Here is a 21,240-nt window from a genome sequence, read left to right as displayed (position 1 = left end):
TTTTACATACAAAAGAGAGGAGGCAAAGAGAATGTCAGTTATGAGAATAGTAACGTTTATTATCAGTGTGTTTATTGTCGGCATGGTCGAAATGATGGTTGCTGGGATAATGAATTTAATGAGCGCGGATTTACATGTTTCAGAAGCGTGGATTGGCCAATTAGTGACGTTATACGCAGTTACTTTCGCCGTTTGCGGCCCGATTCTAGTCAAAGTTACTAATCGTTTCAGTGCGAAAACAGTATTACTTTGGACTATTGCGGTCTTTGTCTTCGGTAATGCGTTAATTGCGGTATCACCGAATTTCACATTACTGATTATCGGACGTATTATTTCTTCAGCTGCCGCAGCTTTGATTATTGTTAAAATTTTAGCGCTGACAGCTATGCTGACGGCACCACAGAATCGCGGTAAAATGATTGGTATTGTGTATTCAGGGTTCAGCGGTGCGAATGTCTTCGGCGTACCGATCGGAACGATGCTTGGAGGATGGCTCGGTTGGCGCGCGACGTTCGTTTTTATTATCGTGGTTAGTGTCGTAGCTGCTTTCTTAATGATGCGTTACTTACCGACACCTGCTGAACTGTCAGCTGTGTCAGGTGATACATCTGATACGTCGTCACAATACAAAATTTTAAACCGTGCAGAAATCATTAAATATTTAGCAGTGACCTTTATGTTGCTGACTGCGAATTCAATTACGTTTGTCTACATTAATCCGTTGATGCTGACAAATGGTTATGACATTCAATTTGTCTCTATTATTTTATTAGTAAATGGAATTGCCGGAACATTAGGGACATCCATGGGTGGTTTCCTTGCAGATAAATTAACTAGTAAGACTTGGTTATTAATTGCCGCAATTGCGTTTACGTTATCTTTAGCCGCAGTTAACTGGTTTATTACGAATTCTATCATCATTGTATTAATCATCTTTATTTGGAATATCATGGAATGGAGTACTAACCCAGCCGTACAAAGTGGTTTGATCGACCACGTGAAAGGCGACGCGAGCCAAGTGCTCAGCTGGAATATGTCTAGTTTAAATGCGGGTATTGCAGCGGGCGGTATGATTGGTGGCTTAATCGTCTCAAATATCGGTGTACATGCGGTTGCTTATAGTTCAAGTATCTTAGGCATTGTGATTGTATTAATTGTCTTAAGTATTAAACAAACACAAAAGCCGCAAATATAAACAAAACGCTTAATCCAATTTTGGGTTAAGCGTTTTTCTTATTCGAAAATATAAGCATCTTCAATTGTTGTATAAACAGGCCAATCCACATGACCCTCTGTCACAAATTTGCCTAGTGTGTCCATCATCTGTTGCATCAAAGTATGTGTATGAGGCGTTATAGGAAGATGATGAGCATGTAAAATATCTGTATGTCCGAACCAAAAAACAACATCTAAAATATGATAAGGTGTTTTAAAATTTTGAGCTGTTGGTGCACTCCAATTAAAACAGTAGAGCCATTTCTTCTTATATTGATAATGATCTAACCAACGTAAGGATGGTTGTTTAAATTCATAATAGGTGATTGCTTCTGACTGGCCCTTGCCCGTTGTGATATCAAAGGCAGCTGTATTTACGGTTACATCATTATTTTTCATGATTTCTAAAAAGCGCTCAGGTGCTAACTTGCGTGATTCATTACGGATATAACAATCACCTTCTTGTTCAGTGAAACCCACTAACACAGGCCACTTGTCAGGGGTTGTATCTACCATAGTGGATTCATCAAAGATAGGACTGTAAATTAATTCTAAACCTTTAGAAGGTCCGTACTGCGCTAAATCTTCTTCTAGCGCATGCATCATTTGATGTGTTGAGAGTGCTGCTAAGTTGGTAGTGTCATAAAGTTTTGTGACTGTGTTCAGAAAATGTTGCGCAGTGTTTTGACTGTGTTGTACCTCATCAAAACGTAATGGGCCACTCATTAAGACCGCTTTATGAAAAAGAGGTTGTGCTGCTTTTAGATGCATTAATGCTTGAATACTCATGGCACCTGCAGACTGTCCACACAAAGTGATGTTGTTAGAATCCCCACCGAAGGCTTCGATGAATTGGTTGACCCACAATAATGCGGTGAATTGATCGGATAAGCCGCAGTTCATATCGTAATCTTCATGAATCGCATTAAAATTCAAATAGCCGAGTGCACCTAAACGATAGTTGAACGTAATGACAATGACTTGCGCATGTTCAGCGAAGGCTTGTGGGTTATAAAGTTCAGCTGAACCGTGACCATTGAGATAACCGCCGCCATAAAACCAAATCATAACTGGTAATTTTTGATTGAAAGAAGCGGTGATGGGTTTCCAAATATTTAAATATAAGCAATCTTCGCTTTGATGTTTAATCTTAGGCACTTGTGTGTCTTCAGGATGTGTAGAGAAAAACGCTTCAAGTTTATTAAAGGGTTGGGGCGGAATGGCTTTAAATTGATCAGCATGTAAAGGTTCTGACCATGTTGTCTTAAGTTCAGCATGTTTAAAGCGTCTTTCGTTAATTGGCGGATAAGCGTAAGGAATACCAAAATACGTTTCACAGTGTTGTTTAATTTGTCCGATAATCGTGCCTGCTTTTGTGTGTCTTGTAATAGATGTCATTATACTCGCTCCTTTCCTCTAACATAGCATAAAAAAAGAAACAGCTGAGAGACATAACATCTGTTCAGCTGTTTCATATCATTTATTGTGATGAAGTTTTAGCTTCTGCTTGGCTAGAAATATCTTTTTCTAAAGTTTGGTTGATTTCTACTGCGTTCTTATAGTACTTACTTTCAAAGTAACTGCCGATACCGATTTTATAGAAGACTAAAGCGACGATAATAATGACTATAAAGTCATATGGATAATGAATCCAGTTAATACCGTTAAAGTCTTTACTGCCGATAAAGGATAGTCCAGAAAGTACAAGTAAATAGATAATCAACCATAGACTGCCACGCAATTGATTGCGAGTGTTTTCCCAGTTTAATTTGTATTCATAGAAGAAGTACATCGGTAAACCTAGAATAATGATAAAGATAACTTTCGCAGTCGTCGGCCACATTGCCCAATAAATCGCAAGTGACGTTAAGGCGAACGATAAAGGTGCTGCTATTTTCAAGAAGCGTGCTTTAAATGGACGATGAAGTTTTGGACCCATCTTTCTTAAAGCCATCGCTGTTGTCGGTCCTGTTAAATACGCAACTAATGTTGAGGTTGCAATCACGGTTGCGAGTGTACCCCAAGATCTGAATAACGTCACCATAACCATTGCTAGAATGGCATTGACAATAATTGCGACTCTTGGAATATTATATTGTTTGTTGATACGGCCTAAAATTTTAGGAATATGTCCATTTTTCTCCATAGCGTTTAATACACGACCTGTTGAAGCAACGAATGAGACCCCAGTTCCAAATGGTGAAACGAATGCTTCAATGTATAGTAAAATCGCTAGCCAATTCAAGTTTAATAAGATAGCTAAGTCAGCGAAAGGTGAATTGAATTGAATACCTTTCCAACCTTTATCAGCGACCATATTTTCAGGTATAGATGTAATAAACACACTTTGTAGAACGACATATAATAACGCAGTTAATGATAAACAAATCACGATACCGCGTAAAATGTTTTTCTCTGGTTTTTCAATTTCAGCACCCATGTTAATTATGGTTTGGAACGCGTTGAATGAAAAGATAATTCCTGATACTGTAACTGCCGCAAATATCGGTGCAGTACCATAAGGAATGAAACTGCTTAATAAATGACCATAGTTTCCTGGATGGAAACCTGATAGTAATAATAAGATGACTGTTAACGTCGGTACACCTAATTTAAAGAATGAGATTAAACTTGTAAAAGATGTAAGAACTTTCACTGACCAATAGTTCAACAGTGAAAAGATAATAATAATGACATATACAGCGAATAAACCAATATTACTGATTGTACCGTCTTTCATCAGAACACTTGTGAACTTTGCCCACTCCCAAGGCCAAGAACTCATGTATTGTACAGCAGATACGGCTTCAATCGGGATAATCGTAACTAAAGCAACCCAGTTCGCCCAAGAGGCGATAAAGCCGAGTAATGAACCGTGTGTATATTGTGCATAGTTGCTCATCCCGCCAGATTGCGGCAGCATTGTCGCGACTTCTATATAGTTATATGCGACTAAACTGATGATGATGAAACCAATCACCCATGAAAAGATTGCTGCAGGACCTGCAACAGATGAAGCTTCCCATGCCCCGAACAGCCAACCTGAACCGATTAATGAACCAAGTCCAAGTAACACAAGCTGTGACAGGCTGATTTTACCACTATTAGTTTGTTTCATAGTAAAACTCCTAAGTTTCAGAGAACATGCTCTCTTTATTTGTAAAGCAAAATAAGCTTGCTTCATTTTTATATCAGGCAAACCTAACTCATGATAGAACATTATACGGAAAATTCAGATGACGTCAACAGGAAAAGGACAGGTTTATATTTTATGAATGAAAACGCATGAAAATACGATATAACGGTGGTTTTTGTATATTCATTAATGGTGATAATACGTAAAAAAACTGTCGTGGCGCATTTTCTTGTTTTAATATATTTAATGATTATGCATAGAGAAAAAGTAGAAAACAAATTAAAATGCAAGAAAATCATCGCTTATAATCAAGACAATCAATGACAACTCTGGAATGAGAAAGAAAAAGAGAAAAATAAGTGAATGAGTGTTTTAGAATACAAAAAGTGTAAAATTGAGGATTAGAAAAATAGATAAATGGCTATGGTATATTAAGCCTGTAAAAAAAGGAGCACAACAATGACAAAGAACAGATTAAATGATAAAGCAGAAGCATATTTCACACGTGCGCAGGAGTGGCATGATGAATATAAAGCACTACGTGCTATTATCTTGAAAAATGAAGACTTAACAGAGGATTACAAATGGATGCACCCATGTTATATCTTGAATGATAAAAATGTGGTGTTGATTCATGGTTTCAAAGATTATTGTGCATTATTGTTTCATAAGGGTGCTTTAATGAAGGATCCAGAACATAAGTTGATTCAACAAACTAAAAATGTACAAGCAGCAAGACAATTACGTTTTACATCACTTGCTCAAATCGAAGCAGAATCAGAAATGATTGCAGCTTATGTGGATGAAGCAGTGGAAATTGAGCATTCTGGTAAAAAGGTCGAAATGAAAAAGACTGAGGAGTATGACATGCCGCAAGAATTACAAGCAGCGTTGGAAGCGGATGAACAGTTAAATGAAGCATTTAACAATCTTACTCCTGGGCGTCAGCGTCAGTATATGTATTTTATCGGCCAAGCCAAACGGGAAGCTACAAGAAAAGCGCGTGTTGAAAAATACAAAGCTCAAATTTTAGCAGGTAAAGGTATGAATGATTAGTCGTTTTAAGTAATTTAGTTACGCGGTAGGGATTAAATATTGATTTAATCCACTCTAAATTATGAAATTTTGAAAATATGTCAATTTTTTTCAAAAAAATTCGCGATTAATCCGACCAAATGGTTTAGTTTGTGTTATAGTTATAAAGTACACTATTAATCAAGTAAGTCGAAGATACAATTTTTAATTTATTGTATTGAACAAAAGAACAGACACTGTTGAACAGCGCTGTATTATAACGTAGTTGAGGTGAAGGTTGCAGCGCAACCGAATCTAAAGCAATTAACAAGTCATTTGCGACTTTGTTTAGGAACTTATCCGTTAAGTTATTGAAACATTGGGCAAGTGATTTTTTTATTGACTGCTTTTAGGGTGTGTACAGAGAACAATAGACAGACTGTTCTTTACTCACAACTTAGAACTTACTTTAGGCTTAAACAAATTCGATAAAGAAAGGAATTACTTTAATGCTTAGTATTAAGAACTTATCTAAGGTTTACCCTGGAGGTAAAAAAGCGGTAGATGATATCTCGCTTGATATTCAATCAGGGGAATTTGTTGCATTTATTGGTACAAGTGGTAGTGGTAAAACAACTGCTTTACGTATGATCAATCGTATGATTGAAGCAACGAAAGGACAAATTACGATTGATGGCAAAGATGTCAGAAAGATGAATGCGGTAGAATTACGCCGCAGTATTGGTTATGTGATTCAACAAATCGGTTTAATGCCGCACATGACAATCAAAGAAAACATTGTACTGGTTCCAAAATTATTAAAATGGCCAGAAGAAAAGAAAGATAAAAAAGCACGTGAGTTAATTAAATTAGTTGACTTACCAGAAGAATACTTAGATCGTTATCCATCTGAATTATCAGGCGGACAACAACAACGTATCGGGGTTGTACGTGCTTTAGCAGCTGAACAAGACATTATCTTAATGGACGAACCGTTCGGTGCTTTAGACCCGATTACACGTGATACATTACAAGACTTAGTTAAAGAGTTACAACAAAAACTAGGTAAAACATTTGTTTTCGTTACACATGATATGGATGAAGCAATCAAACTTGCAGATAAGATTTGTATTATGTCTGAAGGTAAAGTCGTTCAATTCGACACACCAGATAATATTTTACGTCATCCAGCGAATGACTTCGTACGTGATTTCATCGGTCAAAACCGTTTGATTCAAGACCGTCCGAATATGCGTACAGTAGAAGATGCGATGATTAAACCAATTACAGTTCGTGCAGACGATTCATTAAACCATGCGGTTGATGTGATGCGTCGCCATCGTATCGATACAATCTTTGTGGTAACTAACCAAGACAGATTCTTAGGTTACATGGACATTGAAGATATCAACCAAGGATTACGTGCAGGTAAAGAACTGATTGATACAATGCAACGTGATATTTATCGCGTAAATGTGAATAGTAAATTACAAGACACAGTACGTACGATTTTAAAACGTAACGTACGTAACGTGCCGGTGGTTGATGATCACGACACATTAGTCGGTTTAATCACACGTGCCAACTTAGTAGATATTGTTTATGACAGCATTTGGGGTGAAGGTGCTGAAGAAGCGCTACAAGAATCTGAAGCATCAGGTATTAAAGAAGCACCGGTAGAAATGAATCACGAAAAAACGTCGGATGCAGGAGTTGAGCGATAATGAAAGAATTCCTTCAAGAATATGGCGGCGAACTGATTCAAAAGACGGGCGAACATTTCTTTATTTCTATTGTTGCGCTTCTCATCGCTATCGTCGTAGCAGTGCCGATCGGTATTTTGTTAGCTAAAACTAAAAAAGCAGCAAGTATTGTATTAACAACAGCAGGTGTGCTGCAAACGATTCCGACACTTGCAGTATTAGCCATTATGATTCCAATTTTCGGTGTAGGTAAAACACCAGCAATTATCGCATTGTTTGTGTATATCTTATTACCGATTTTAAATAACACTGTATTAGGTGTTCAAAATATCAACCCAGATGTTCGCCAAGCAGCGATCAGTATGGGAATGACAAAATTCCAACTGATGAAAGATGTTGAGATGCCTTTAGCATTACCGTTAATTCTAAGTGGTATCCGCTTATCAAGTGTGTATGTTATCAGTTGGGCAACACTTGCAAGTTATGTAGGTGCAGGCGGTTTAGGAGACTTCGTCTTCAACGGATTGAACTTATATAACCCAATCATGATTGTGAGTGCTGCAGTACTTGTTACAGCATTAGCATTAATTGTCGATTACGTACTACGCGCAGTAGAAAAATGGGCAGTACCAAAAGGCTTAAAAGCATAAAATATCCAGATAGGGAGGACATTGGAACTTTATGAAACAGATAAAAAAATACTTGATTCTGATGGTGACTTGTCTTGTTGTATTATCTGGATGCAGTCTGCCTGGTTTAGGCGGTGGTCGTGCAGATGATGATTCAGTAGAAATTACATCACTTGCAACAAGTGAGTCTCAAATCATGTCACATATGGTGCGCTTAATGATTGAGCACGAAACAAAAGATAAAATCAAACCGACATTAATTAATAATATGGGTTCAAGTACCATCCAACATAACGCGTTGATGAACGGTGACGCGAATGTTTCAGGTACACGTTATACAGGTACGGACTTGGTCGGTGCTTTAGGTGAAGATCCAATTAAGGATCCTAAAAAAGCAATGAAAGTGACACAAGAAGGATTCGATAAAAAATTCAATCAAAAATTCTTTGATTCTTACGGTTTTGATAACACGTACGCTTTCATGGTGACAAAAGAAACAGCAGAAAAATATGACTTAGAAACAGTTTCTGACTTAAAGAAACATGAAAAAGAGTTACGCTTAGGTGTAGATAGTTCTTGGTTGAACCGTAAAGGTGACGGTTATCCAGGATTCAAAAAAGAGTACGGCATTAGTTTTAATACTGTACGTCCAATGCAAATCGGTTTAGTTTATGATGCATTGAAAAGTAAAAAACTAGATGTTGCATTAGGTTATTCAACTGATGGACGTATCGCGGCATATGACTTGAAAGTATTAAAAGACGATAGAAAATTCTTCCCGCCATATGATGCGAGTCCAGTTGCTAAAAAAGATTTATTAAAGAAACATCCTGAAATTAATACAGCATTGAAAAAATTAGAAGGCAAAATTTCAACAGAAGAAATGCAGCATTTGAACTATGAAGCAGACGGACAAGGTAAAGAGCCTGCAGTCGTAGCCGAAGAGTTCTTACAAAAACATAATTATTTCGAAGATAAGAAAGGCGGGCAAAAATAATGAAAGGTAATTTATTCCAACAGCTGATTGAATACTATTCATTGAACGCCGGTTATCTGTGGGGACTTTTCTTCCAACACTTACTCATGTCAGTTTATGGCGTTATCTTTGCTGCGATTGTCGGAATTCCAATTGGTATTCTGATTTCAAGATTCGGCAAATTATCTAAGACTGTCATTACTATTGCGAACATCATTCAAACAGTTCCTGTTATCGCAATGTTAGCCATTCTGATGTTAGTCATGGGATTAGGTCCAACAACAGTTGTAGTCACTGTATTCTTATATGCCTTATTACCGATTATTCAGAACACATACTCAGGTATTATCGGTGTCGATGCCAATATCAAAGATGCTGGTAAAGGTATGGGTATGACAGGTAATCAAGTATTGCGTATGATTGAATTACCACTAGCTTTATCAGTGATTATCGGTGGCTTACGTATCGCATTAGTTGTCGCAATTGGTGTTGTAGCGGTTGGTTCATTCATCGGTGCACCGACACTGGGTGATATTATCATCCGTGGTACAAACGCGACAGACGGCACAACATTCATTCTTGCAGGTGCGATTCCAATTGCTTTAATCGCAGTCATCATCGATATTGTTTTAAGATTCTTAGAAAAACGTCTCGATCCTGTGAAGAAAAGAAAACCGAAAGGTCCACTACCTCAAGGTGTAGATGGGTAATTAAATTAGAAGGTATCGCATGCAAGATGATTTCATCTGATATGCGATACCTTTATCATTGGTATTGAAACTAATCATAAGGAGGAACTTATTATGGCATGGTTACAAGTTAATTATGATTCAATCACATTAGGTAAAGAACAACGCTTTAATGCGTTTTTACCAGAAGAACCTTCACAATTTGAAACAGGTAAACCCGCAAAAGAATTACCTGTGCTTTTATTACTACATGGTTTATCAAGCGATGAAACATCTTATTTAAGATTTACAAGTTTAGAACGTTATGCGAAAGAACGTCAAATCGCAGTGATTATGCCAGCAGGCGATCACAGTGGTTATGCGAATATGGGTTATGGTCATAATTATTATGATTATGTATTAGAAGTATTTGATTATGCACTTCAAATCTTACCGTTATCTAAACGTCGTGAAGACCACTTTATCGCAGGTCATTCTATGGGTGGTTATGGCACAATCAAATATGCATTAACACAAACAGAGCGCTTCTCTAAAGCAGCACCATTATCTGCAGTTTTTACACCTGATTGGTTGATGGATATAGATTGGCATGACTTCTCTAAACATGCGATATTAGGAGAGAAAACAGCGGCTAGAGGAACAGAACTTGACCCTTATTACTTGGTAGATCAAGCAATAGAAAAAGGATTAGATATTCCGGAATTATTGATTATGTGCGGTACAGAAGATGATTTATACCAAGACAACCGTGATTTCATCAGTTATTTAGATGACAAAAAAATCGCATATCAATTCGAAGATGGCCCAGGTAAACATGACTATGCATACTGGGATAAAGCAATTGAATATGCATTAGATTGGTTCTTAAAAGATAGAAAATAATATAGAAATCAGCGAAATAGAAACACAGTGATAAAAAAATTCCCCTCAAACTCAAAAATAGGTTTGAGGGGATTTTTTATATCATTTTCTATTCTTGTTAAACAGCTGAAAGGTTAAGAAGGACGATAGGCATCAATCACAGTATTTAACATGTTATAGATATATTCATCTGTAAGCACTTCAGGTTTAATTAAGATATTAAAATAAATCGGTGAGAAGATTAAATCAATAAACATATCTTGATGTTCCTCTGGTATATAAGGTGCGCTGACCTGTTTTAACATCTGACGATATTGGTTGAAATAATCTTCCATAAAGTGATTGCGCAAGTCATTCTCTTCATTGGTTAATAAGATTTGAATGACTGCTTTACCTAATGGTGTTTTATAAAGACGTGTGATTTTAATCAAAGTGGCATATAAATCTTCAAAGAAATCACCTTGAAGTGTGACATCAGAATGTGCCTTGTTTAAAAACATATCAATAATCATACTGTCTTTATCTTTCCAACGACGATAAATAGTCGCCTTTGAAATCTGTGTATTTTCAGCTAATTCATCTATAGTAATAGAATTATAGGATTCACGTTCTAACATTTTGCCTAACTCATCAAAAATCCTTATATTTATCTTCGGATCTTTTGGTCTGCCTGCCATATTAATGACCTCGTTTCAAATGTGCTAGTTTCTCTACTATCTCAAAAATGATGATTGCGCTCAAGAACCATGCAATTAAACCAACGAAAATACTGAGAATCCAGTTGTTTGTCCAAACTAACATCAACCAAGTAGCTAAGATGTTGAATAAAACACCTGTCATACCGAATACTGCACCATTACTGACATGAGCTGCAACTTTGTCACCATATTGGATACCAGAAGCAATTAAAGCGATTAAGAATACAGCTGGAAATACTGCGAAGATGCCGCCGAATTCTTTCCATGGAATAATAACAGATACTATATAACTCAAGCAGACGGACATGCCGCCGGCTAAAAATTTAACAAATAGCATTTTCATTTTTTATTCAAACCTCCGATTAAATATGTTTCAGTGCTAGGATGATACAAGATAAAACAAACCAGCAGGCGATAGAGAATACTGCGCCTTTTCTATATCCGATATGTTTTACCGCGATTGCTGTTAAAGCGACACTGATAATACAGCCGATAATACCGATAACAGCACCAGCACTTAAGTGGATAGATTCATAAACTAATTTATTGCCGGAAAAGTCAACAGATAATGTGACTAAGGCAGCTAAATAAACAGCTGGGAAAGTAGAAAAGATACCACCCAATTTGCCGCCGAGTTTTGACGCGATAACAGTCGCCAAAGTAACAGCCAATCCACCGAATATAAAGCGGATGATCAAGCTTATTAATGAAATGCCGAACATAATGAAAATTCATCCCAATCTATATAGTTTTAAAACGAAACGCATCGTTTACTAATAGTGTAATACGCACATATTTTCTTGTAAACAGGATACAACTCTTCATAATTGAACATTTAATGAAAACTTTAAATTAAAACGCTTACATTTAATTCATGTTAATAAATCAAAAAAATAGAGACAGGTCATCCTGTCTCTAAACGAATGGAAAATTAAAGCTGTGGTAGGTAAGAGGTCTTACAATAAGATTGTTGCTAAGAAAGGAACGATTGCGACAACAATGACACCCACTAATACAACCGCGATGCTCGCCATTGAAGTTTCTGTTTCACCAAGTTCTTGTGCTGCAGAAACACCGAGTGTATGGCCACTTGTTCCTAACGCTAGTCCACGTGCAATCGGATTATCAATGTGGAAGAAGCGTAATAGTTTATTACCTAATGCATAAATAATGACTGCGTTTAAAATCACTGCTAAAGATGTTAATTCTTTTACGCCGCCGATACCATCTGATACAGGTAATGCGATGGCAGTTGTCGCAGCTTGCGGAATCATTGATGCCACAATACCGCTTCCGAATTGGAATAATTTAGCGAATGCATAGATACCGAAGATTGCGATGACTGTACCTAATGCAATACCGCTGAAAATTTTAACCCAATATTTTTTAAGTACGTCACGTTTTTTATACAACGGAATCGCAAAACAGATAGTTGCAGGTTCTAAGAAGAAGTTGATAATGTCTCCGCCGATTTTATAGTTTTCATAACTGATCCCAGTTACCTTTAAAAACGCAATCCCAAAGACCATACTGACAAATAATGGTGCTAATAAGAAGAAACCATTGGTCTTTTTAAAGAAGTATGTGGCAACTAAGAAAGGAATCACAGATAACAAGATACCAAAATACGGTGTGTTAATGCCTAAATGTTCAATCATACATGATCCTCCGCAACTCTATTGTGATGTTTGACTGAATGTTGTTCAGATTTACGTTTAATAGGTGAACCCTTCACTAATATTTGAGAAACAAATCCAGTACAAAGTAGTAATAAAACAGTTGAAATAATAATCAACAAGATAATTAATATCGGACTCTTGCTTAAAATACCAAGTGAGTTGATGACTGAAATACCAGCCGGTACGAATAGGAAACCGATATTGTTTGTCAGCGCAGTTCCCACGCCTTCAACTTCACCGAGTTTAATGATGCCTGTTGAAAGTGCGATGAACATCAATACTAAACCAATCACTGATGCCGGCATTGGAATAGGGATGAAACTTTCGATAATTTTTGAAATTAATAAAATGATACTGATGACAAGGACTTGATGTAAGAATGAATACGCTTTTGCTGTTTTGCTTGTTTTTTTAACGTTTGCTTGTGCTTTTTCCATCGTGGATTGCCTCCGTTCGTTTCTTTATCTTGTCTCTAGTTTAAGACGAAAAAACGAGATTGTGTGCGTTTTCACGATGAGATGCGAGTATTCGTATGCGAGTTGCACTAATCAGAAGTTGAAATTCAGAGTAATATTTCTAGAATGTAAGCGAAGCAATCTGAGTTGCTGAAAAGTAGAATTGAAATACAAAAAAGCCTAGTTTCTTGTAAAGTGGAAACTAGGCTTTTGTCGTTTGATTGATTAGAGTTACTCTAACCCAATAGTTTGTTTAAATGCTTTCATATAAGAACGACTGACTTGTACTTTGAGATCATTGGTCATAGTAACTTGATACGTATAATTGAACCAAGGTTCTACAGTTTGAATATGTGCTTTGTTGATAATGGTCGCACGGTGAATACGAATAAATTGTTTCTCATCTAAGCGCTTTGCGTAATTATTCATAGGTTCTGATGTTTCATAATCATGGGTTAATGTGTGCAGCGTTGTTTTTTTATTATTTACTGTTAGGGCGATAATATCTTTTTGATTCAACACATAGATACGTTCATCTACTTCAATCGGTAAGACTTCAGGTGCCTTGTCTGTGGATTTTTGTTTCTGCTGTTGATGGTTCGTCACTTCTGATTTAACTTCAGTTTCTGTTTTTGTATGAGTTTGCAGTTGAGCAGCCACACGGGCAACTGCCGCGTCGATACGCGCTTGTTCAAACGGCTTCAGTATATAATCTGTCGCATTCAGTTCAAAGGCTTTTACCGCAAAGTTGTCATGTGCTGTCGCAAAAATAATATAAGGAGGCTGACGCATTTTCTTAATTTTTTCAGCTAAATCCAATCCACTTTCATCCATCAGATGAATGTCTAAAAAGATGACATCATACGTATCGTATAATAATTTTTCTAAGGTTTCTGAGATTGTTTCAGCTTCTTCTATTTTGTCGAATTGACCATTTTGTGTCAGTAAGTAATTTAATTCATTACGTGCTAATGGCTCATCATCTACGATTAAAGTTTTCAAATCAATTGACCTCCTTCGTCACTTTGTGTGCGATATGGAATGGCACAACGGACTGTTGTTCCATCTTCATTAGAATTAATTTTCAACATAGACATTGGTCCATATAGACCCGATAATCTCAAATTCAAGTTTTCTAACGCACTGCCTGTACCGCCAGATTCAGAATGTACAATGGCTTTGCCGATATAAGGCATTTTGTTTTTAGGAATGCCCATACCATTATCTTTAACAGTGAGATATAAGTAATGTGCTTCGAGTTTTACTGTAACTTTGACATTGTTGTTAGAACGACGATTTCTAAACGCATGACGAATAGCGTTTTCGACCAAGACTTGAATGATAAACGGTGGTAAGAGTGCATGTTGTGCTGCTGGATCAATGTCAAAGTCGATGTTGAAGCGATTAGGGAAGCGTGCTTGTTCTAATGAAAGATAAGCTTCAACTTGTTGTAATTCTTTATCAAGCGTAATGGTGTTATTGCGCGCACCTTGTAAGTTAGAACGGAAGAATTGGCTCAGTTGCAGTAATAAATTACGCGCTTTTTCACTATCAATTCTGACTAAAGCAGAAATTGTATTAATCGCATTAAAGAAGAAATGAGGATTAACTTGCGCTTGTAATGACTTGATTTCAGCGTCTTTTAATAACTTGCTTTGTGTTTCTGCTTGGCCAAGTTCCAGCTGACTTGAGAAAATATTGGCTAGACCTGTGGCTAATTGTTTTTCCACAAAGGTTAATCGATGTGCATCTGTAAAATACAGTTTTAACGTACCGACCACTTTGTCTTTAATATGAAGCGGAATCACAATGGCGGCTTCTAATGGACAATTCGGATGGTGACATCCGATTTCTTCACGTGAATGTGCCTCTTTGATTTTTCCGCTTTGAATCACCGTTTTAGATAAATCTGTAATAATCGCTTTTTGCGGTACATGATGATCACTGCCTGCACCGACATGGGCTAAAATATCATGACGATTGGTAATCGCAACCGCTTGGACTTGCATTAAATCCTTAATGATTTGTGCGGCTTTAAAAGCAGATGCTTCAGTCAAACCTTCTCTGAAGTAAGGCAAAGTTTCATTAGCCAGTTGTAAGACATCATGAGTTTGAACTCCACGCATTTGTTCTTCTTGTTTAATTGTTGAAATAATAATAGATAAGAAAATTGCGGTACCGATACTGTTCATTAAGGTCATTGGAATCGCAATGAAACTCACAAGCGACCAAGCATGACCAGAATGTTCAGCAAACAACAGAATACATGTCATTTGAATGACTTCTAATAACGCACCGACAATGACACCTAAGAAAATAGGAGGGTAGCGTCGTGCTTTTAAATAGTAACGGCCGACATAGCCTGATACAAGCGCAATTAAGATAGAAGATACGAAATATGTAAAAGCATTCGCACCACCGATATAAAATCGATAGATACCTGAGATAATCCCTACAACTAAAGCGACACCAGGCCCGCCGACGAGACCTGAAACACCGATAGTCAACACACGTGTATTTGCGAGTGAAGTATCAGGAGCTAAATGAGTATAGAGTTGACCTGATAAAATTTGCGAATCTCTAATCACGACACCCGTTACGTTAGAGAGCAAAGCAAAGATGACAAACATAATCGCAAGCTGCCATTTCGCACGCCAAGTTTCTCGATGATGCATCAAATTCTTGAAATAATTGAAGTTCATCAAGAGGTAAGCGAGCAAAATAATCAAGCCGACACGTTCGAGTAAAAGCATAAATAAGTTGAGCATTGAAATCACCTGTAATGTTCGAATTTTGTGACAACATAATCATAATTAATTATATTCTATACTATTGATGTAAAGTAACACTTATATTTAAGCGGAATAGCATGTATTTATAGAATTTAAGTTGAAATTGTTGTAAGATATTTCATATATTGAAAATGATAGGTTTAGTTTATATTGCTATTGTAGCATAAGCTAAATCGCTATTTTTTTCGATTTTTTTGCAGGGGTATAGGAGGAATTAAATATGACAGCAACAAGACCGTTCAAAGGTGACAACAGATTGTTGTTAGGTATCATTCTTGGGGTCATCACATTCTGGCTGTTCGCACAGTCTGTATTGAATGTGGTACCGACACTTCAAGAATCCTTTAGTTCAAATGCAGGAACGATCAATATTGCGGTCAGCTTGACAGCGTTATTCTCTGGTTTGTTCGTTGTGGGGGCCGGAAGTATCGCAGATAAAATCGGGCGTGTCAAGATGACGTATATTGGATTAATCCTCAGTGTCGTGGGCTCACTGTTGATTATTGTTTCCAATTTATCAGCATTATTGATTATCGGTCGAATCATTCAAGGTTTTTCTGCAGCTTGTATTATGCCTGCTACTTTAGCCATTGTTAATGAATATTACCAAGGCAAAGATAGACAAAGAGCATTAAGTTATTGGTCAATCGGTTCATGGGGTGGTTCAGGTATTACGTCATACTTTGGCGGATTAATGGCCACATTCGTAGGTTGGCGTTGGATTTTTATCGTATCTATTATTGTCGCTATTTTAGCGATGATTCTAATACGTCACACACCTGAAACAAAAGCTTCAAGAGATAGTGATGTGCGTAGTCACAAATTTGACGTTGTAGGTTTAGTAGTTTTAGCGATTATGATGTTAAGTTTAAACGTGATTATTACACAAACATCTCACTTCGGATTCTTATCACCATTGATTTTAAGCTTAACTGTTGTGTTTATTGTTTCAGTTATTTTCTTCTTAATTTACGAGAAGAAATTACAGAACCCATTAATTGACTTTGGCTTATTTAAACACAAAGGTTACTCTGGGGCAGTGATTTCAAACTTCGCGTTGAACGCTGTAGCCGGAACTTTAATTGTCGCAAATACGTATTTCCAACAAGGACTCGGATTTACATCTAACCAATCAGGTATGATGAGTATCACATATCTTATCACAGTACTTGTGATGATTCGTGTCGGAGAAAAAATCATGCAGAAACTTGGGGCCAAACGTCCGATGTTATACGGATCGTTATTGAACGCAGCAGGGATGTTACTGATTGCTTTAACATTCTTGCCGACAGGTATTTATGTCGTATCTAGTGTCATCGGCTATCTGCTATTCGGTTTAGGGCTAGGTATGTATGCGACACCATCAACAGACACAGCTGTAACAAGTGCACCAGACAATAAAGTCGGCACTGCATCAGGTATTTATAAAATGGCATCATCATTGGGTAACGCATTTGGTATTGCGATTTCAGGTACGATTTATGCCGTTGTATCTGAGAGTGTCAACTTGCAAGTAGGCGCAATGGCAGGTATCGGTTTTAATATCTTATTAGGCCTTATTGCGTTTGTTACAGTATTGTTCTTAGTTCCAAAATCACAAGGCGAAACTTATTAATAAAAAATGTTCCACGCAAAAAAATAATAATGAGAAACGTATGACAGCAGAATAGAAATGAAAAGAAGGAGCAGTACTTGTTGTTTAGTTTATGAGGGAAACTAAACAATGAGAACTGCTCTTTTTTATGTTCAAGAGTATTGAATTTTATAATTTAGGTCGATTTGATTTAAGTAAGATACAACTGTTGAAATAAAGCACACTGAGTATCAATGTGAGTAGACTACTGATACCTATTAGTAATACAACAGGTGGGAAGACACTAAAGGCAATAGACCAGCTGGCATCTTTTAATAACCATGAAGGCATGACCCAAGCACTATAAAGCAAGCCGATGATGATAAGTACGGTTAGACTTGTTGATAATTTATTTAGCCAACTTGATTTGTTTAAGTGTCTATGTTGTTTAAGAAGATAGCTGTTTCTTATGCAAGCTGCACATAACACAGTGAACATTAAAATAACCCACCATAAAGTAATAGTTAATAACACAAGATTATCCGCTGCTGTTTGATGCAGTGCTGTGAAGTTTTGATAATGTTCAATTTGGTAGAGTAATGTTTGTGCTAAGTCAGGTAAACCAGGCGCGTTCAAATTTGCTAAAAGGATGACCGCATTTTGATACTTGGTATCTAAAATAATCATTGATGAATAATTAGGTAATGTACCAGGATGTAAGACTTGATTTGAGTACTGATCAATAAACCAGCCAGCGCCATAGCCATTCATATGCGATTTGTCAGGCACATCTGTCAACAGTGTGTGTGATTGTTTAATGAGTGCTTGATTTGAAGCGGATGGTTGTAAGTTCATTTTCACAAAAGGAATCAAATCAGTTGTACTGCTGATTAAGTAAGCGGCAGGTGTATCACCACGGAAATAATCAGGGTCATTTGCTTTAACATCTCTTCCTTCTAATACATAACCTTGTGCTTTTGCGGCTTGCTGCTTATCTGTTTTAAAGAAAGCATGATCCATGTGAAGCGGTTTAAGAAAATGCTTATGCATATAATCTTCATATGAAGTGTCTGTCACTTCTTGTATAACTAAGCCTAAGATATTGTAATTCATATTAGCATAGTTAAAAGAATCGCCTGGTTTGCTTCTTAAAGCCTCATAATTCAAACTTTCTACACGTCCCTTTAAGTTATCTTTCTTTGTTGGCACTTAACCTTCTTGATCTGGTGACATTTGATCATCAATACCGCTGGTTTGAGCGAGTAACATCTTTAAAGTGATATCTTGTTCATGTCCTTGATAGGTTAAATGAAGCCAAGGTAAATAATTTGAGACAGGTGCTTCTAATTTAACTTTGCCTTGCTTAGCAAGTTCTAAAATAGCTAAGCCTGTGAAAGCTTTTGTATTAGATGCGATTTCATAACGTGTCTGCGCATCAGCTAATGTATGTTGTTTGAGATCGGCATACCCATAGCCTTTATTTAAAGCGACTTCGTTACGTTTAATGAGCGCAACACTTAATCCAGGTATGTGATCTTCCTGCATGGTTTTTTCAATACGATGATCGACCAATTGATTTAATGTCTGGTGTTTAAAATGATTTACTGAATACTTTGTATAAGAAAATACCAAGCTATAACTTATACTTAAAAATAAAACAGAGGTAATAACTAAAAGTAATATGTAAGAGTAAGTGGATTTTGTTTTCACAATACGTGTGCTCCTGTAAGTTTAGTTTTTATTATTATAGCACGGGGGTTGATTCATGTGAGAGATGAGAAATATTTGTGAACAGTTTATAAAAATGTAGGTAAAATGTGAAAGTTCTATGTAATTTAAATAAATTGACTGTACTTTTCTAAAGAATAGGAGTATGTTTTTGCCATTCAAAACATGAAGAGTCTAGAGGTCCTTAGATATGAATATAAAACAAATAAAACACATATTGATCGGAACACCTAAACGTAACAGGGAGTTATCGAGTGAAAAAATAAGTAAAGTCAAAGCTTTAGCTATCTTATCTTCAGATGCGTTATCATCTGTTGCCTATGGTCCAGAACAGATTTTATTAACATTGACTGCGCTTAGTGTTTTGGCGACATGGTATACTTTACCGATAACCGCAGGTATTTTAGTCTTATTAGTTGCTTTAGTTTTGTCTTATAGACAAGTGATATATGCATACCCTCATGGGAGGCGGCGCATATACTGTCACGAAATATAATTTAGGAGAAAAGTTATCATTGTTGGCTGGCGGTGCACTGTTAGTAGATTATACATTAACGGTCGCAGTTAGTATTTCTTCAGGAGCAGATGCTTTTATCGCTGCGTTTCCTGCTTTATATAACCATAAAGTATTGATAGCTTGTCTGCTTGTCATCATTATTTTGATTTTGAATTTAAGAGGGGTGACAGACTCTGCGACAGTATTGTCATTTCCAGTTTACTTATTCATTTTCGGAATGTTGATATTGATTGGGTATGGTGCATTTAAAGTAGTGACCGGTCAAACGACACCAGAAGTTCATGCGTCTATTGGTACAGCAGTACCTGGAGTAACGTTATTTTTATTACTACGTGCTTTTTCTTCAGGGGCATCGTCATTAACCGGTATTGAAGCAATATCGAATGCGGTGATGGATTTTAAAGATCCGGCACCTAAAAACGCCGTCAAAACGTTGATTGCGATGGGAACTATCCTCGCGTTGATGTTAGTAGGTATTGTTGGTTTATCGTATTGGTATGGCATTGTACCGAAACTTCAAACTACAGTACTTTCACAACTTGCGGCACATGTATTCGGACAAAATGTTGCCTTTTACTTTATTCAAGCATCTACAGTATGTATTTTGATTTTAGCTGCGAATACAGGGTTCACCGCCTTTCCATTGCTTGCGGCGAATATGGCACAAGATAAATACATGCCACATATGTTTACAGTCAGAGGTGATCGTTTAGGTTACTCAAACTCTATGATTATCCTAGGCGGTGTTGCGATTGTATTGATTATGTTATTTAAAGGACGTACCGACAGTTTAATTCCTTTATATGCGACAGGTGTCTTCATTCCATTTACACTTGCGCAATACGGTATGGTCGTAAAGTGGGTTAAAGAACGTCCGAAAGGTTGGTTCTTTAAATTAATCGCTAACGCAATCGGCGGTACTATCACACTCGTAGTCTTTATGATTTTTCTGATTACAAAGTTCTCACAAGTATGGCCGATATTAATTTTCTTGCCCTTAGTTGTAATGGGATTATTACGTATTCGTACGCATTATCACAATATTGCTGAAGAGCTGCGAACAGACAATTTCTTTAAAGCGATGCGTCATGTTGACAAAAATTTAGCCTTGATACCAGTCAGTTCGGTATCTTCTATCGTAGATAAATCTATTGCCTACGCTAAAATGACATCTGATCACATTATTGCGGTTCATGTATCGTTTGATGAACATCAAGATCAAAAGATGCTAGAGAAATGGCAAGCACGTTATCCCAATATTCGTTTGGTCATGTTACATTCGCAATATCGCAGTGTAGTTAAACCCTTAGCACGCTTTATTGATAAAATTCGAAGCAAAGCTGAAAATGATCGCTTTGTGATTACCGTTATTGTCCCTCAGTTTATTACGAATAAAACATGGCAGAACTTACTGCATAACCAAACAGGTATTTTATTAAGATGGACATTGTTTTATAAAAAAAATTGTATCTTAGCCATGATTCCTTTGAAATTGAAAAAATAATTTATCAAGCGCATGGTATATAAAGAGGGAAGCGACTATAAAAGGCTCTATACTATTTAGGACTGGTGATA

17 protein-coding genes and 2 pseudogenes are annotated in these 21,240 nt (G+C 36.8%); 9 read left to right on the top strand and 10 right to left on the bottom strand.

Going from position 1 to position 21,240, the window contains the following annotated elements:
* The first annotated feature begins 31 nt into the window (after window positions 1-31).
* The gene (locus HMPREF2846_RS00215) at window positions 32-1,195 is read left to right on the top strand and encodes an MFS transporter (RefSeq protein ID WP_023015084.1); all 1,164 of its coding nucleotides are present in this window, start codon (window positions 32-34) and stop codon (window positions 1,193-1,195) included.
* A 38-nt stretch (window positions 1,196-1,233) separates the two neighbouring features.
* Here HMPREF2846_RS00215 and HMPREF2846_RS00210 read toward each other — a convergent pair whose 3' ends face one another.
* Both HMPREF2846_RS00210 and HMPREF2846_RS00205 read right to left on the bottom strand, forming a co-directional pair.
* Window positions 1,234-2,613, bottom strand: coding sequence for a carboxylesterase family protein (locus tag HMPREF2846_RS00210; protein WP_070625149.1), 1,380 nt, complete (start codon window positions 2,611-2,613; stop codon window positions 1,234-1,236).
* A gap of 82 nt (window positions 2,614-2,695) precedes the next feature.
* Window positions 2,696-4,333, bottom strand: coding sequence for an APC family permease (locus tag HMPREF2846_RS00205; protein ID WP_070625147.1), 1,638 nt, complete (start codon window positions 4,331-4,333; stop codon window positions 2,696-2,698).
* Window positions 4,334-4,810: 477 nt separating this feature from the next.
* Between HMPREF2846_RS00205 and HMPREF2846_RS00200 the strand changes: the two genes are divergently transcribed.
* The 6 genes from HMPREF2846_RS00200 (at window position 4,811) to HMPREF2846_RS00175 (ending at window position 10,244) form a co-directional block, all read left to right on the top strand.
* The gene (locus HMPREF2846_RS00200; RefSeq protein WP_070625145.1) at window positions 4,811-5,407 is read left to right on the top strand and encodes a YdeI/OmpD-associated family protein; all 597 of its coding nucleotides are present in this window, start codon (window positions 4,811-4,813) and stop codon (window positions 5,405-5,407) included.
* Window positions 5,408-5,874: 467 nt separating this feature from the next.
* On the top strand, window positions 5,875-7,089 hold the full coding sequence (locus HMPREF2846_RS00195) for a betaine/proline/choline family ABC transporter ATP-binding protein (protein WP_002479773.1): 1,215 nt from the start codon (window positions 5,875-5,877) through the stop codon (window positions 7,087-7,089).
* Window positions 7,089-7,718 carry an ABC transporter permease gene (locus HMPREF2846_RS00190; protein WP_002479772.1) on the top strand — a complete coding sequence of 210 codons (630 nt, stop codon included), beginning with the start codon at window positions 7,089-7,091 and terminating at the stop codon, window positions 7,716-7,718. Before HMPREF2846_RS00195 ends, HMPREF2846_RS00190 begins: the two co-directional genes overlap by 1 nt.
* A gap of 31 nt (window positions 7,719-7,749) precedes the next feature.
* The gene (locus HMPREF2846_RS00185; RefSeq protein ID WP_002479771.1) at window positions 7,750-8,694 is read left to right on the top strand and encodes an osmoprotectant ABC transporter substrate-binding protein; all 945 of its coding nucleotides are present in this window, start codon (window positions 7,750-7,752) and stop codon (window positions 8,692-8,694) included.
* Window positions 8,694-9,383 (top strand): ABC transporter permease, encoded by a 690-nt coding sequence (locus tag HMPREF2846_RS00180; RefSeq protein WP_002479770.1) that lies wholly within the window; start codon window positions 8,694-8,696, stop codon window positions 9,381-9,383. Before HMPREF2846_RS00185 ends, HMPREF2846_RS00180 begins: the two co-directional genes overlap by 1 nt.
* Window positions 9,384-9,476: 93 nt before the next feature.
* A complete protein-coding gene (locus HMPREF2846_RS00175; RefSeq protein ID WP_070625143.1) occupies window positions 9,477-10,244 on the top strand; it encodes an alpha/beta hydrolase in 768 nt (255 codons plus the stop codon).
* Between the two features lie 113 nt (window positions 10,245-10,357).
* On the opposite strand, the gene HMPREF2846_RS00170 is transcribed toward HMPREF2846_RS00175, so the two are convergent.
* From HMPREF2846_RS00170 to HMPREF2846_RS00140, 7 genes are all read right to left on the bottom strand, one after another.
* A complete protein-coding gene (locus HMPREF2846_RS00170) occupies window positions 10,358-10,900 on the bottom strand; it encodes a TetR/AcrR family transcriptional regulator (RefSeq protein WP_002479768.1) in 543 nt (180 codons plus the stop codon).
* 1 nt (window position 10,901) lies between these two features.
* Complete coding sequence (locus HMPREF2846_RS00165) at window positions 10,902-11,264, bottom strand: DUF3147 family protein (protein WP_070625141.1); 363 nt, start codon at window positions 11,262-11,264, stop codon at window positions 10,902-10,904.
* Between the two features lie 19 nt (window positions 11,265-11,283).
* Entirely contained in the window at window positions 11,284-11,643 is a 360-nt protein-coding gene (locus HMPREF2846_RS00160; protein WP_002479766.1) for a DUF3147 family protein, read from the bottom strand.
* 234 nt (window positions 11,644-11,877) lie between these two features.
* Window positions 11,878-12,579: an antiholin-like protein LrgB gene (gene lrgB, locus HMPREF2846_RS00155; RefSeq protein ID WP_002479765.1), complete on the bottom strand. Its 702-nt coding sequence runs from the start codon at window positions 12,577-12,579 to the stop codon at window positions 11,878-11,880.
* On the bottom strand, window positions 12,576-13,037 hold the full coding sequence (lrgA, locus tag HMPREF2846_RS00150) for an antiholin-like murein hydrolase modulator LrgA (RefSeq protein ID WP_002479764.1): 462 nt from the start codon (window positions 13,035-13,037) through the stop codon (window positions 12,576-12,578). The genes lrgB and lrgA overlap by 4 nt, the downstream gene beginning before the upstream one ends.
* 249 nt (window positions 13,038-13,286) lie before the next feature.
* Window positions 13,287-14,057 (bottom strand): response regulator transcription factor LytR, encoded by a 771-nt coding sequence (locus tag HMPREF2846_RS00145; RefSeq protein ID WP_070625139.1) that lies wholly within the window; start codon window positions 14,055-14,057, stop codon window positions 13,287-13,289.
* Window positions 14,054-15,823, bottom strand: a complete 1,770-nt coding sequence (locus HMPREF2846_RS00140; protein WP_002479762.1) for a sensor histidine kinase — start codon at window positions 15,821-15,823, stop codon at window positions 14,054-14,056. The genes HMPREF2846_RS00145 and HMPREF2846_RS00140 overlap by 4 nt, the downstream gene beginning before the upstream one ends.
* A 244-nt stretch (window positions 15,824-16,067) precedes the next feature.
* Here HMPREF2846_RS00140 and HMPREF2846_RS00135 point away from each other — a divergent pair, with 244 nt between their 5' ends.
* On the top strand, window positions 16,068-17,462 hold the full coding sequence (locus HMPREF2846_RS00135; RefSeq protein WP_002479761.1) for an MFS transporter: 1,395 nt from the start codon (window positions 16,068-16,070) through the stop codon (window positions 17,460-17,462).
* A 147-nt stretch (window positions 17,463-17,609) separates the two neighbouring features.
* Here HMPREF2846_RS00135 and HMPREF2846_RS00130 read toward each other — a convergent pair.
* A pseudogene (locus HMPREF2846_RS00130) lies at window positions 17,610-19,130 on the bottom strand (serine hydrolase domain-containing protein).
* A 208-nt stretch (window positions 19,131-19,338) separates the two neighbouring features.
* On the opposite strand from HMPREF2846_RS00130, the pseudogene HMPREF2846_RS00120 reads away from it, so the two are divergent.
* Window positions 19,339-21,169 (top strand): annotated as a pseudogene (locus tag HMPREF2846_RS00120) (APC family permease).
* Window positions 21,170-21,240 lie beyond the last annotated feature (71 nt).

It is taken from the genome of Staphylococcus sp. HMSC056G08 (genome assembly GCF_001812305.1).
Lineage (GTDB): Bacteria > Bacillota > Bacilli > Staphylococcales > Staphylococcaceae > Staphylococcus > Staphylococcus simulans.
This window is presented reverse-complemented; position numbering and strand designations above follow the sequence as displayed.

Bases quoted from the DNA above. Each gene is read 5' to 3' on its own strand.
- HMPREF2846_RS00215 (WP_023015084.1), top strand. From the start codon at position 32: ATGTCAGTTATGAGAATAGTAACGTTTATTATCAGTGTGTTTATTGTC.
- HMPREF2846_RS00210 (WP_070625149.1), bottom strand. From the start codon at position 2,613: ATGACATCTATTACAAGACACACAAAAGCAGGCACGATTATCGGACAA.
- HMPREF2846_RS00205 (WP_070625147.1), bottom strand. From the start codon at position 4,333: ATGAAACAAACTAATAGTGGTAAAATCAGCCTGTCACAGCTTGTGTTA.
- HMPREF2846_RS00200 (WP_070625145.1), top strand. From the start codon at position 4,811: ATGACAAAGAACAGATTAAATGATAAAGCAGAAGCATATTTCACACGT.
- HMPREF2846_RS00195 (WP_002479773.1), top strand. From the start codon at position 5,875: ATGCTTAGTATTAAGAACTTATCTAAGGTTTACCCTGGAGGTAAAAAA.
- HMPREF2846_RS00190 (WP_002479772.1), top strand. From the start codon at position 7,089: ATGAAAGAATTCCTTCAAGAATATGGCGGCGAACTGATTCAAAAGACG.
- HMPREF2846_RS00185 (WP_002479771.1), top strand. From the start codon at position 7,750: ATGAAACAGATAAAAAAATACTTGATTCTGATGGTGACTTGTCTTGTT.
- HMPREF2846_RS00180 (WP_002479770.1), top strand. From the start codon at position 8,694: ATGAAAGGTAATTTATTCCAACAGCTGATTGAATACTATTCATTGAAC.
- HMPREF2846_RS00175 (WP_070625143.1), top strand. From the start codon at position 9,477: ATGGCATGGTTACAAGTTAATTATGATTCAATCACATTAGGTAAAGAA.
- HMPREF2846_RS00170 (WP_002479768.1), bottom strand. From the start codon at position 10,900: ATGGCAGGCAGACCAAAAGATCCGAAGATAAATATAAGGATTTTTGAT.
- HMPREF2846_RS00165 (WP_070625141.1), bottom strand. From the start codon at position 11,264: ATGAAAATGCTATTTGTTAAATTTTTAGCCGGCGGCATGTCCGTCTGC.
- HMPREF2846_RS00160 (WP_002479766.1), bottom strand. From the start codon at position 11,643: ATGTTCGGCATTTCATTAATAAGCTTGATCATCCGCTTTATATTCGGT.
- lrgB (WP_002479765.1), bottom strand. From the start codon at position 12,579: ATGATTGAACATTTAGGCATTAACACACCGTATTTTGGTATCTTGTTA.
- lrgA (WP_002479764.1), bottom strand. From the start codon at position 13,037: ATGGAAAAAGCACAAGCAAACGTTAAAAAAACAAGCAAAACAGCAAAA.
- HMPREF2846_RS00140 (WP_002479762.1), bottom strand. From the start codon at position 15,823: ATGCTCAACTTATTTATGCTTTTACTCGAACGTGTCGGCTTGATTATT.
- HMPREF2846_RS00135 (WP_002479761.1), top strand. From the start codon at position 16,068: ATGACAGCAACAAGACCGTTCAAAGGTGACAACAGATTGTTGTTAGGT.